Genomic DNA, 11763 nt, shown 5'->3' with positions numbered 1-11763 from the left:
TGAAGCGGGCGCCCAAAGGGTGTTGGCTTTAGTAATGGAAGTCACTTCAAAAGGAGGAAACGTGAGCGAGGCCGACGCCGCCACATCGGTAAATGTGGCGGAAAGATTGGGTTTCAAAGATGGGGATCTGATTCAGGAACGCGGCTATGACGACGACGTCGACTTCGACTTGCGTGACGATATCGAGGATTTCACCGGATCAGAACTCTTGGATGAAGACGATCATGACGTCGTCGATGCCGTGATTTTCTGGTGGCGCGACGGCGACGGTGACCTGGTGGATGCCCTGATGGACTCGCTCACCACTTTGAAGGAGGGCGGAGTGGTTTGGGTCCTGACGCCCAAGTCCGGCCGTCCCAATTACGTCTCCCCGGCCGATATCCAGGATGCAGCGCCCACGTCCGGGCTCCACCTGACAACCTCGGCCGGAGTTTCCAAGGACTGGAGTGCCACCCGGCTCGTGGCAAAGAAGAACAAGTGACGGAAGTACGCGAATCCCTCCCGGCGACTGTACCTGCGGCCGGGGAACCGGCGCCGGACTTCGAGTTGTCCAACCAATACGGCGAGCCCATCCGGTTGTCGGACTTCAGGGGCCGGAACGTGGTCCTGGTTTTCTATCCCTTTGCTTTCTCAGGAATCTGCACCGGTGAACTCTGTGAGCTCCGGGACAATATCGGGGCCTTTGACGACGCTGACGCTGCAGTGCTCGCCATCTCCGTGGACAGTAAGTTTTCCTTGCGCGCCTACGCCGAAAAAGAGGGCTACGGGTTTGATCTTCTGGCCGACTTCTGGCCCCACGGGGAAGTAGCCCGTCAGTATGGCGTTTTCGACGAAGACAGCGGGATGGCTCTTCGGGGAACGTTCATCATCGATGCAGATGGCATCGTCCGCTACGTGGTAGTCAACCCCCGGGGGCAAGCACGCGACCTCGAAGAATACCGTGCCGCGCTGTCTGCCTTGGCGGAGCAGTAGCAGTGCACCTCCCGGGCCGGCTGTGAGCAACGTGACGCCCGGCGTGGGCATGACAGGCTTCGCCAGCCAGGACCCCGCACCCATGGAAGCTTTGGAACCAGCCGAGGTTGCCGGGCTGCAAGAAGCGCATGGGGTCCTGGCAGGCAAGCGACTGGCTGTCCTCACCGGCGCAGGCCTCAGTACGGATTCCGGAATACCTGATTACAGGGGACCGGGATCGGCGCCAAGAAAGCCCATGACCTACCAGGAGTTCGTCCGCAGCGCGGCAAACCGCCGGCGGTACTGGGCCCGCAACCACATCGGATGGTCGCATCTGCGCCGCGCCAATCCGAACGTGGGCCATGCCGCTGTGGCAGCCATGGAACAGCGCGGCCTCCTGAGCGGACTCATTACGCAGAACGTCGACAGGCTCCACGAAGACGCAGGCAGCGTCAACGTGGTGGACCTCCATGGACGCTTCGACCAAGTCATCTGCCTGGAGCAGGGCCACACCTTTTCCAGGAAGTTGCTCGCCGCCATCCTCGAGGAGCTGAACCCGGGCTTTGTCCAGAAAGCCGTCGAGGCCGGCGTGGTGGAGATGGCTCCTGATGCGGATGCGACCGTGGAAGATCCGGAACTCATCACGTCCTTTGTGGTGGCCGTCTGTCCCGTCTGCGGGGCAACCCTCAAACCTGACTTTGTCTATTTCGGTGAAAACGTCCCCAAGGATCGTGTTCAGCGGGCTTATGGCATGGTTGACGACGCCGGCGCCCTTTTGGTGGCCGGATCGTCTCTAACCGTCATGAGCGGGCTGAGGTTCGTCCGCCATGCTGCCAAGGCGGGGAAGCCGGTGGTCATCATCAACAGGGGCATCACCCGTGGCGATGAGTTCGCAACGCTGAAGCTGGACCTGGGCGTCAGCGGAGCGTTGAGCTATTTGGCGGGGCATTTGCCCGATCTGGATCAAGCGGAACGTTCGATTGGTCATTCTGCCGGATGATCATGTAGAGTCGTTGTTCGTTGGTTGACGTGCTGAACGTACGGAACCAAGCAAGGGTCTTTAGCTCAGCTGGTAGAGCGCCACGTTTACACCGTGGATGTCATCGGTTCGATCCCGGTAGGACCCACCACATAAAACCCCCGGCATCTTCCCATTGGAAGAAGCCGGGGGTTTGTTTTTGCCGGCAGCAATCCTGTCAGTACCTGCCCCTAGTGTCCTCGGTATGGAGCACGTCTATATACGTAACACAGCTGACGGCACCCCCGAGTCGGTGGTGCGGGGAGCCAGGGAATGGCAGATAGCGGTCGAGCCCGTTCGCTGGTTTGAACGGGTGGCCTGGTGGGAGACCGCCAAGCGCATGCCTCGCGGGCAGGGCAGGGTGGACATTGAAGTGTGCCAGGTCCAGGTCCGCCTCGGTGGCAACCCGGGTTCGGCCCTGGCCACATGGGAACTCGTGCGCGACGGCGCCGGCGGAGGGTGGTGCATCAGGGAAGAAATGCACGCTGTCGCCTAAGGCAGGACCCGCTGTTTCCCTGGAAATGGCTGAGCTCTCCACCGCGACTATTGGGGGATGCCGCGGTGGAGAGCTCGAAAAAGAATATACAGCGAACTCCGGATGAATGGAAAGCAATCACGGCAATGGGCAGTTCTGTGTCTTTTGCCGGAACCGCCGGGACGGGAATCGTAGGTTCTCACTCTCCAAAACCCACTATGATGGGATCTGTTCAGCAGACTGAACAGCAGGATCCAACGACGAAGGAGAATCATGGCTGATTCCCGAACCGCCCGTTCAGAAGGGTTGGGAGCATCGTCGCCGGCTCCGGCCGTGACCCGGGCTGCCGCAGTGCTGGACGCCCTCGCCGGGTCCCCTTCGGGGAGACTGACCTTGAGTGACCTCGCCAGGGAGCTGGGGATTCCCAAATCTTCCACCTCGAATCTGCTGCTTGCCCTGGAAGAGGCGCGACTTATCACCCGCCAAGGAGCCGATTTCGCGTTGGGGCGCAAGCTCGTTGAACTCGGCGCTGCGTATCTGAGCCGTCTTGATGAGGTCCAGGAGTTCTACAAGTACTGCGAGCAAGCGCCCACCCTCTCCGGGGAGACCGTGCGCATCGCCATGCTCGACGGTGACCACGTCATCTATCTGGCCCGCTATGAGGGCCACCCCGCTGTCCGGCTGACATCCAACATCGGCGACAAAATGCCCGTGTCCCTGTGCGGCGTGGGCAAGGCGCTGATTGCCCAACTCCACGACCACGACATTGAGGCCATGTTCCCGGACGGCATGGCACTGCCGGTCATGACGGCAAATTCCCTCAGGACGGCCGAGGAGCTAAAGGCCCAGATTGCGACCATACGGAAGCAAGGCTTCGCCTTCGAGGATGAGGAGTCGACCGTCGGCGTCGTTTGCCTGGCCGTGCCGGTGCCCACTCACGGCGCCCATGGACCCAGCCTTGGACTGTCGGTGACAGCACTGAAGGCCACTTATTCCGAAGAGCAGGGCGCGCTCATGGTCAAAGAGCTGAAAGAATTGGCCCGATCCCTGGGCAACCCTATGGGCTGACAAGCTCCGACCTGCAAATAAATCTGATTTCAATATTGGCATGTGATTCAACTCGCTGTACGCTGTTCAGTATAGTGACCTTGGCGGTTGAAGCCATCACTATCTCGCCGGGCCAACGGGGGCCTCGCGTGATGTTGAGGGAGTGCTTGTGATTACTCAAACCAATGCAAAGCTCGCAGCGGAGGCTGACGACGCGGTTGTAGAACCGGACCAGCTTCGAAGGGCAACGCTGGCCAGTTCCGTAGGTTCCGCTCTGGAGTACTACGACTTCTACATCTACGGCTTGGCTTCGGCCTTGATCTTCGGGCCGTTGTTCTTTGCTCCTCTGGGGCCGGACGGCGCCCTCATCGCGTCCTTCGCGACGTACGGCGTCGGATTCGCGGCGCGTCCCTTCGGCGGGCTGATCTTCGGCTTCATCGGTGACCGGTTCGGCCGGAAGATGGTACTGATCCTGACCATCGCCTTGATGGGCACCGCCAGCTTCGCCATCGGATTGCTCCCCACGTTCGAACAGGCGGGCATGCTGGGCGCAGTTCTGCTGGTGACCCTCCGGATCATCCAAGGCCTCGGTGCCGGCGCGGAGCAGGCCGGCGCAACGACGCTGATCTCGGAAGTGGCCCCGCGCCGCCGTCGTGGGTTCTTCGCCTCCCTGCCGTTCGTGGGTATCCAGCTCGGCACGCTCCTGGGCGCCGGCACGTTTGCCCTGATTGCCATGGCGGACACCTCGGTCCTTCAAGGCTGGCTGTGGCGCGTTCCCTTCCTGGCCAGCTTCATCCTGATCATCGTTGCGGTCTTCATTCGCCTTAAGCTCAAGGAAACTCCGGCTTTCCAGGAACTTGAGAAGCACAAGAACGTCGTCAAGAACCCCATCGGTGCGCTGTGGAAGCATTCCAAGAAGAACGTCCTGGTGGGCATCGGGCTCCGTATGGGAGAAAACGGCAACTCTTCCATCTACTCGGCCCTGCTGGTGTCGTTCATGAGCATGCCGGCCGGTGTTTTCGCGGGCAATAACTCCATTGGCCCTGTCGGCCTGCTGATTGCCGCAGGTTTCGCAGCCATCCTGGTGGTTACCTTCGGTGCTTTGTCCGACAGGTTCGGCCGTGTTCCGGTCTACCGTTACGGTGCCCTCTTCCAGGCGATCATTGCTGTTCCGGCCTTCTACCTGGTCACCCTGGGCAACGTCACGTTGGTATGGATTGTCATGGCAGTGGGCATCGCGATCGGCGTACAGTCCATGCTCGGCCCGCAGTGCCCCTTGCTTCCTGAGCTCTTTGGTTCGCAGTACCGGTTTACCGGCGTGGCCATGAGCCGGGAAATTTCCGCAGTCATCGCCGGCGGCATCGCCCCGCTGCTTGGAGCAGTATTGCTGGCGGCCACCAACCATTCGTGGCTGGTCCTTGCCATCTACTCGCTTGTCCTGGCGCTGATCTCCTTCGTCACCACCTTCTTCACCCCGGAGACGGTGGGACGCGACCTCGTCAGCACGGAGGACGCCAAGTAGGGCTGTAAACCCCTGAAAGGGCGGCTTCGCACGGCGAAGCCGCCCTTTCGCGTGTGCCATTGCTTTCCACGGGAGCCGGCCCACGCGTTCGCGGGAAAGCTGGCGTTCGCGGGCCCACGTGTTCGCCGGAAAGCTGCCGTGCGGCGCGAAGTTTCCCTGGGTGCCCGCAGAATTCCCGCGAACCCGCCGCGGTGGGCCACACAGCAAAAGGCCCCAACCCCCGGCGGCCGGTTCAGTCCGGGGGTTGGAGCCTTTGTTGGTGGCGCGGGTTTAGTAGAAGTGCACCGGATCCACGAGGTGCGGGAGATCCTCCCCGTCGATGAACTTGCGGAGGTTGCTGCAGAAGCGTTCTGCAATGAGGCGGTTCTCGGCAGCGCTGAGTGCTGAGGTGTGCGGGGACACCAGCACCTTGGGGTGGCTCCAGAGCGGGCTGTCCCGGGGGAGCGGCTCAACAGCAAAAACGTCGAGGCAAGCATAGGAGACCTGCCCGTTGTTGAGGGCTTCGAGCAGCGCGTCCTCGTCCACTACCGTGCCGCGCCCAACGTTGACGAACACTGTCCCGGGCTTCATTGCGGAGAAGATCCCGGTGCTGAAAAGCTTCTCCGTGTAGGGGGTGCCGGGCAGGGTGTTGACCACGGCGTCGGCGTCGGCAACCAGGCCGGCGAGTCCGTCGTTGGTGGTGACCTCGTCGATTCCTTCAATGGCTTCGACATTGCGCTTGGTGCCGCTGACCTTCATGCCAAGGGCCCGTGCGATCCGTGCCGTCTCCATGCCGATCTCGCCGAGGCCTGCAATGACAACCTTGGAGCCATTGGCAAGCCTGGTGGGGGTCCGCAGCTCAGGCCACACCTTGGCAGCCTGGTCCTGGGCCAACTCAGCACTGCGCTTGAACCCGTTCAGGATGCCGAAAGCGGAGAATTCAGCGAGGGGGAGCGCGTGCACGCCCGCTGAGGTGGTGACGTGGAACTTCCGGAGGGTTTCGGGATCGAGGCCCGATGCCTTGACGGCGCCGCCTGCTCCCGCGGCCATGGCGTGGATCCATTGCAGGCGGGGGTTGCTTTCGGCGATCCTGGCCAGGCCCGCCGGGCTCTCGTTCGGGAAGCCGTACAGAACCTGGGCTTTGTTCAGCATCGACCAGTAGCGCTCGTCCTGCTCAGGGGTGCGCTCGAAGCGGGGGTCGCCGGCGTGGTCGGCCGGGAAACGCTCGGGGGGCAGCAGGTCCGGCTCGTAGAGGACGGTCACGGAAGGGTCAACAGCACGGATCTGCTCTACGTACTCAGCTTCGAGGGGCACAGCGATCGCGATGGTAAGTTCATCAGTCGTCATAGTGTTCATCATACTGAATGACGGCTAGGATATTGAACAGATTTCTCCGATATGACCACGAAGAAGTGAGGGCGAACCCATGAACAGCACCGGATCGGCTCCCGGCAGGCGGGCAGGCTTCGTAGGCCTGGGCCTGATGGGGGCTCCGATGGCCGCGAACCTGGCTGCGGGCGGCTGGGACGTGACGGGATGGAACAGGTCCGAAGGCGCCTTCGACGCGGTTCCGGCCATTAAGCGCGCGGCCAGCGTCGGCGATCTGCGGGATGAGCCGGTCATCGTGTTCATGCTGCCTGACCTGCCCTTCATCGAGGACGCAGCCACTGGCCTGCTGTCCGCGTGGCGGGCCGTGCCCCCGGCAGCAGGTACCGCCGTCGTCATCATGAGCAGTGTCTCCCCGATCGAAGTCCGACGGTTCGGTGACACCGTGGCCGAGGCCAGTGCCGGGAAAGCCGTAGTGGTGGATGCGCCGGTCAGCGGCGGCACGGTGGGCGCGCAGCAGGGGACGCTCGCCATCATGGTGGGCGCATCCGAGGCGGACTTCGAGCGGCTTCACCCGCTTTTTTCGACCATGGGTTCCACGGTCCGGCGCATGGGCGGACTGGGATCCGGGTCGCTCGCCAAGGCGTGCAACCAGTTGATCGTGGGAAGTACGACGGCGGCACTCGCCGAGGCGGCGGAACTCGCCGAACACTCGGGCATGGATGTGGAAGCCCTGTTTGACGTCCTGTCCGGCGGCTTGGCGGGAAGCCGTGTCCTGGAGGTCATTGGACCCCGCCTCGCAGCCAAGGACTACCACCCCACGGGTCCCGCTAAATTCATGCACAAGGACCTCGGCTTTGTCCTGGACAGCGCCCGGGCAGCCGGGACCGCTGTCCCTATCGCGACGGCCGCCACTGAGCTTTACGCCGAACTGAAGCGCCAAGGGCTGGGTGACCAGGACCTGGCCGTTGTCCGGCAAACCGTCGCCAACCTGGGCGCCATTCCCGCCTGGTCACCGCCGGCCGGGTCACCGGCCGCCGGGTCGCCGGCCAACAGCTAACAAATCCCATCCGACCGGCACGAACAAGCCCTTGCCGGACCCGAACACGAAGGAAATCAACATAACCATGAGTGGACTATTCGATCTGACCGGCCGCGTTGCGCTGGTCACCGGTTCAAGCCGGGGGATCGGCAACGCCCTCGCCCGGGGCCTTGCCGATGCCGGGGCGACGGTGGTGCTGAACGGAATCAACAGCGAGCGGCTTCAGGCTGCGCAGCAGGCAATGGCCGCCGATTACCCCGAAGGACGGGTCCAAAGCCGGGCTTTCGATGTCACCGACGCTGCCTCCGCCGCTGAGGGCGTGGACTGGGTCGAGAAGAACGTCGGCCCACTGGACATCCTGGTCAACAATGCCGGCATCCAGCACCGGGTTCCCATGCTCGACCTTGACGTCAAGGACTGGGAACGCGTCATCACCACCGACCTCACCAGCGCCTTCCTGGTGGGCCGTGAAGCTGCCCGGCACATGATCCCCAGGGGCAGCGGCAAGATCATCAACATCTGCTCGGTGCAGACCGACCTCGCCCGCCCCACCATCGCGCCCTATGTTGCGGCCAAAGGCGGCTTGCGGAACCTGACCCGCGCCATGACCGCGGAATGGGCAGCTTCCGGGCTGCAAATCAACGGCATTGCACCGGGATACATCCACACGGAAATGACCCAGAACCTGGTTGACGACCAAGACTTCAACTCGTGGATCCTGGGCAGGACGCCCGCCAACCGCTGGGGCACGGTGGCTGACCTCGCCGGACCCACTGTTTGGCTGGCGTCGCAGGCCTCCAACTTCGTCAACGGCCAGACGATCTTCGTCGACGGCGGAATGACGGTGGTGGTCTGATGGGCATCACGCTTCCAGCATCCGGACCCGCTGTGGTGGCCCACGGCAAGGGCGACCTGCGTATCGAAGACCTTCCGCTGACCCGCCCCGCACCCGACGAAGCGATTGTTGAGATCGCCTACGGGGGAATCTGCGGATCGGACCTGCACTACTGGCTTCATGGCGCAGCCGGTGAGTCCATCCTCAAGGAACCAATGGTCCTTGGCCACGAAATCGTCGGGGTCGTCCTCCAGCAGGCGGCGGACGGCAGTGGTCCGGAAGCCGGCACGCCGGTGGCTGTCCACCCTGCCACTCCCGCCCCGGGTGACGTCCGGTATCCGGAGGACAGGCCGAACCTTTCTCCTGGCTGCACCTACCTGGGCAGTGCTGCGCGGTACCCGCACACTGACGGCGCCTTCAGCCGCTACTCGAACCTTCCGTCCAGGATGCTGCGGGCCTTGCCGGAAAACCTGGATCTCCGGACGGCCGCCCTCGTGGAACCGGCGAGCGTCGCCTGGCACGCCGTAGCGCGCGCCGGGGATGTTGCCGGGAAGACTGCCCTGGTGATCGGCAGCGGGCCGATCGGCGCCTTGGCTGTTGCGGTGCTGAAGCGCAACGGCGCGTCGCGGATCGTCGCCGTCGACATGCATGACAAGCCTCTGGAGATAGCACGCGCGGTAGGCGCGGATGCGGTTCTGAAGGGCGACGACGCCGAGGCCATTGCCGCCGTCGACGCCGACATCGTCATCGAGTCCTCGGGCAGCCACTTCGGGCTGGTGTCGGCCATCAAGGGGGCCACCAGGGGAGGCAAGGTGGTGATGGTGGGCTTGCTGCCCTCAGGTCCCCAGCCGGTCTTCATTTCGTTGGCCATTACCCGGGAACTGGAACTGCTCGGTTCCTTCCGCTTCAACGACGAGATCGACGAGGTCATTACGGCGTTGGCCGACGGCTCGCTGGCCGTGGACCCCGTGGTTACGCACGAATTCGACCTCAACCACGGCCTCGAAGCGTTTGAGGTGGCAAAGAACTCAGCAGAATCCGGGAAGGTACTGCTGAACTTCCGGGATTAGGTCCTGGCTACGGGAACGAACACGCGGGGCTGGCTTTCCCAGATGGGGGCCAGCTCCGCAATGGTGTGCCGCATGATCTGATCCGAGGCCTCCCGGGCCCGGGGGCCGTCTCCTGCATGGATCGCCTCGGCAACATCGATGTGCCATTGCAGGGCCTGTTGCTGCGGGTGCTCAGGCATCAGGCCGTGAACGGTGCGGCCGGTCAACGTTTCAGTAACCTGGCCGATCAAGTTGGCGAACATCTCGTTGCCTGAGCCGGACAGCACCAAGGCGTGGAACCGGATATCCAGTTCCAGGAAGCGGGCTGTGTCCCCGGCGTCGCCCGCTTCCCGCATGGCAAGGGAGATGTCCATGAGCTCTTGCCGCAGGGCGTCCGGTGCGTTGCCGGCGGCCAGTTCGGCAGCTACGGGCTCGACGGCGGAGCGCAGCTCAGCCAGCGACCGCAACTGGGCGCCACGGGCTTCACCGGCCAGCCGCCAGCGGATGACCAGGGGATCGAAGGGGTTCCAGCGGTGGGCAGGCAGGACCCTGATGCCCACCCGCTTGATGGTTTCCACCAGTCCCAGCGATTGGAGCACCCGAACTGCTTCGCGCACGACGGAACGGGAGACATTCAACTCTTCTTCCAAGTGCTCGGCCAGCATGACGTGGCCTGTGGGGAGGGTGCCACCCACGATCCGGGTTCCCAGATGCTCGACGGCGCGGTGGTGGAGGCTGGTTGACATAGTGGTAAGCATAGTGGCGCATAGTCCGCCCGGAAGGCAGGCCGCCTGCTTCGGCCCTGTTCGGCACGTACGGCACGTTCGTGCCGCCCGCACCGGAAAGCCGCGTCATCTTAGACTGTTTTATGACGCGGCGCTGTCCCACAACGTGAGCCAGGCTACCGGCCCGCGAATTTAATACGTATGGTTTATTACAGCCCCTGTTAACGAAATCGCTTCCTGCTGCCTGCAGGACTATGCACGATCGAATTGGAGTTTTGATGTCAGCACACATCGGTGTCACCGGCCTCGCGGTGATGGGCGCCAACCTTGCCCGCAACCTTGCCCGCAACGGCTTCACCGTGGCACTCCACAACCGTTCCGTGGAGAAGACCGACGCGCTCCTTGAAAAGCACGGGTCAGAGGGCGATTTCATCCGCACGGAGACGCTGCAGGAGCTTGTCGACTCGCTGGAGAAGCCGCGCCGTGTCCTGATCATGGTCAAGGCCGGTGCCCCCGTGGACAACGTCATCGAACAGCTTGAGCCGCTGCTCGAAGCCGGCGACATCATCATCGACGCCGGTAACTCGCACTACGAGGACACCCGCCGCCGGGAAGCCGCGCTGGCCAAGAAGGACCTCCACTTTGTGGGCGTCGGTGTCTCCGGAGGCGAAGAAGGCGCGCTCAACGGCCCGTCCATCATGCCCGGCGGTTCCCGCGAGTCCTACGACGCGCTCGGCCCGCTGCTGGAAAAGACCTCCGCCAAGGTCGACGGCGAACCGTGCTGCGCCTGGATCGGCACCGACGGTGCAGGCCACTTCGTCAAGATGGTCCACAACGGCATCGAATACGCCGACATGCAGGTCATCGGCGAAGCCTTCGATCTCCTGCGCTCTGGTGCAGGCATCGAACCGGCCGAACAGGCCAAGATCTTCGCTGAATGGAACAAGGGCGATTTGTCCTCCTTCCTGATTGAAATCTCCGCCGAGGTCCTTGGCCACGTGGACGCCAAGACCGGCAAGCCTTTCGTGGATGTTGTGGTTGACGCCGCAGGCCAGAAGGGCACCGGCCGCTGGACTGTTATCTCCGCACTCGAGCTGGGCTCGCCGGTGTCCGGCATCGCCGAGTCCGTCTTCGCCCGCGCACTGTCCTCGCAGGCTGAACAGCGCAAGCTAGGCCAGGAGCTGCTGGAAGGGGCGGAAGCCGCCGTCGAAATCCCCGAGACGTTCGTCGAGGATGTCCGCCAGGCGCTGTACGCTTCCAAGCTGGTTTCCTACGCCCAGGGCCTGGACATGCTGACCTCTGCCGCCAAGGAATACGGTTGGGACCTGAAGCTGGACGAGATCGCCTCGTTGTGGCGCGCAGGCTGCATCATCCGCGCTGAACTGCTCAAGGACATCACCAACGCCTACGCCGCCGAGGAAAAGCCCGCCAACCTGCTCTTCGCGCCGGCTTTCACCAAGGCCATCGCTGAGGCACTGCCGGCATGGCGCCGCGTTGTGGCCACCGCCGTTCAGCTGGGTATCCCGGTACCGGTCTTCTCCTCCTCCCTGGCCTACTACGACGGCCTGCGCCGCAAGCGCGTCGCCGCTGCCCTGATCCAGGGCCAGCGCGACCTCTTCGGTGCCCACACCTACGGCCGCGTCGACGCCGAGGGCACGTTCCACACGCTGTGGGGCGAGGACAAGTCCGAAATCTCGGCAGTGGACACCCACTAACCACGTTCAACGCAAAGGCCGGTTCCTCCCGCACACACCGGGAGGAACCGGCCTTTGCCGTCCCAGGGCGCATCGATCT

12 protein-coding genes and 1 tRNA gene are annotated in these 11763 nt (G+C 63.3%); 11 read left to right on the top strand and 2 right to left on the bottom strand.

The window, feature by feature from the left end:
* Positions 1 to 61: 61 nt before the first annotated feature.
* The 7 genes from AUR_RS02580 to AUR_RS02550 all read left to right on the top strand — a co-directional run bounded on the left by AUR_RS02580 (position 62) and on the right by AUR_RS02550 (position 5013).
* Positions 62 to 481 carry a DUF3052 domain-containing protein gene (locus AUR_RS02580; protein ID WP_021474829.1) on the top strand — a complete coding sequence of 140 codons (420 nt, stop codon included), beginning with the start codon at positions 62 to 64 and terminating at the stop codon, positions 479 to 481.
* Positions 478 to 972 (top strand): peroxiredoxin, encoded by a 495-nt coding sequence (locus tag AUR_RS02575; RefSeq protein ID WP_062097019.1) that lies wholly within the window; start codon positions 478 to 480, stop codon positions 970 to 972. Before AUR_RS02580 ends, AUR_RS02575 begins: the two co-directional genes overlap by 4 nt.
* 49 nt (positions 973 to 1021) lie before the next feature.
* The gene (locus AUR_RS02570) at positions 1022 to 1951 is read left to right on the top strand and encodes an NAD-dependent protein deacetylase (protein WP_179014305.1); all 930 of its coding nucleotides are present in this window, start codon (positions 1022 to 1024) and stop codon (positions 1949 to 1951) included.
* 54 nt (positions 1952 to 2005) lie between these two features.
* Positions 2006 to 2081, top strand: a tRNA-Val gene (locus tag AUR_RS02565).
* A 93-nt stretch (positions 2082 to 2174) separates the two neighbouring features.
* The gene (locus AUR_RS02560) at positions 2175 to 2465 is read left to right on the top strand and encodes a hypothetical protein (protein ID WP_062099226.1); all 291 of its coding nucleotides are present in this window, start codon (positions 2175 to 2177) and stop codon (positions 2463 to 2465) included.
* A gap of 252 nt (positions 2466 to 2717) precedes the next feature.
* Positions 2718 to 3512, top strand: coding sequence for an IclR family transcriptional regulator (locus AUR_RS02555; protein ID WP_021470736.1), 795 nt, complete (start codon positions 2718 to 2720; stop codon positions 3510 to 3512).
* A 142-nt stretch (positions 3513 to 3654) separates the two neighbouring features.
* Positions 3655 to 5013, top strand: a complete 1359-nt coding sequence (locus AUR_RS02550) for an MFS transporter (RefSeq protein ID WP_043427679.1) — start codon at positions 3655 to 3657, stop codon at positions 5011 to 5013.
* Between the two features lie 270 nt (positions 5014 to 5283).
* Here AUR_RS02550 and AUR_RS02545 read toward each other — a convergent pair whose 3' ends face one another.
* Entirely contained in the window at positions 5284 to 6351 is a 1068-nt protein-coding gene (locus AUR_RS02545) for a D-2-hydroxyacid dehydrogenase (RefSeq protein WP_062097015.1), read from the bottom strand.
* A gap of 67 nt (positions 6352 to 6418) precedes the next feature.
* Between AUR_RS02545 and AUR_RS02540 the strand changes: the two genes are divergently transcribed.
* The 3 genes from AUR_RS02540 to AUR_RS02530 all read left to right on the top strand — a co-directional run bounded on the left by AUR_RS02540 (position 6419) and on the right by AUR_RS02530 (position 9265).
* Entirely contained in the window at positions 6419 to 7378 is a 960-nt protein-coding gene (locus AUR_RS02540) for an NAD(P)-dependent oxidoreductase (protein ID WP_062097013.1), read from the top strand.
* Positions 7379 to 7445: 67 nt separating this feature from the next.
* The gene (locus AUR_RS02535; protein WP_021470732.1) at positions 7446 to 8216 is read left to right on the top strand and encodes an SDR family oxidoreductase; all 771 of its coding nucleotides are present in this window, start codon (positions 7446 to 7448) and stop codon (positions 8214 to 8216) included.
* Positions 8216 to 9265: an L-idonate 5-dehydrogenase gene (locus AUR_RS02530; RefSeq protein WP_062097011.1), complete on the top strand. Its 1050-nt coding sequence runs from the start codon at positions 8216 to 8218 to the stop codon at positions 9263 to 9265. The genes AUR_RS02535 and AUR_RS02530 overlap by 1 nt, the downstream gene beginning before the upstream one ends.
* On the opposite strand, the gene AUR_RS02525 is transcribed toward AUR_RS02530, so the two are convergent.
* Positions 9262 to 9990, bottom strand: a complete 729-nt coding sequence (locus tag AUR_RS02525; RefSeq protein ID WP_031215998.1) for a FadR/GntR family transcriptional regulator — start codon at positions 9988 to 9990, stop codon at positions 9262 to 9264. The two genes, AUR_RS02530 and AUR_RS02525, sit on opposite strands and share 4 nt — an antisense overlap.
* 257 nt (positions 9991 to 10247) lie before the next feature.
* Here AUR_RS02525 and gndA point away from each other — a divergent pair, with 257 nt between their 5' ends.
* A complete protein-coding gene (gene gndA, locus AUR_RS02520) occupies positions 10248 to 11684 on the top strand; it encodes an NADP-dependent phosphogluconate dehydrogenase (RefSeq protein ID WP_128397038.1) in 1437 nt (478 codons plus the stop codon).
* Positions 11685 to 11763 lie beyond the last annotated feature (79 nt).

Source organism: Paenarthrobacter ureafaciens (assembly GCF_004028095.1).
Lineage (GTDB): Bacteria > Actinomycetota > Actinomycetes > Actinomycetales > Micrococcaceae > Arthrobacter > Arthrobacter ureafaciens.
The sequence above is the reverse complement of the archived record's forward strand: the minus strand, read 5'-3'. Positions and strand labels throughout refer to the sequence as shown.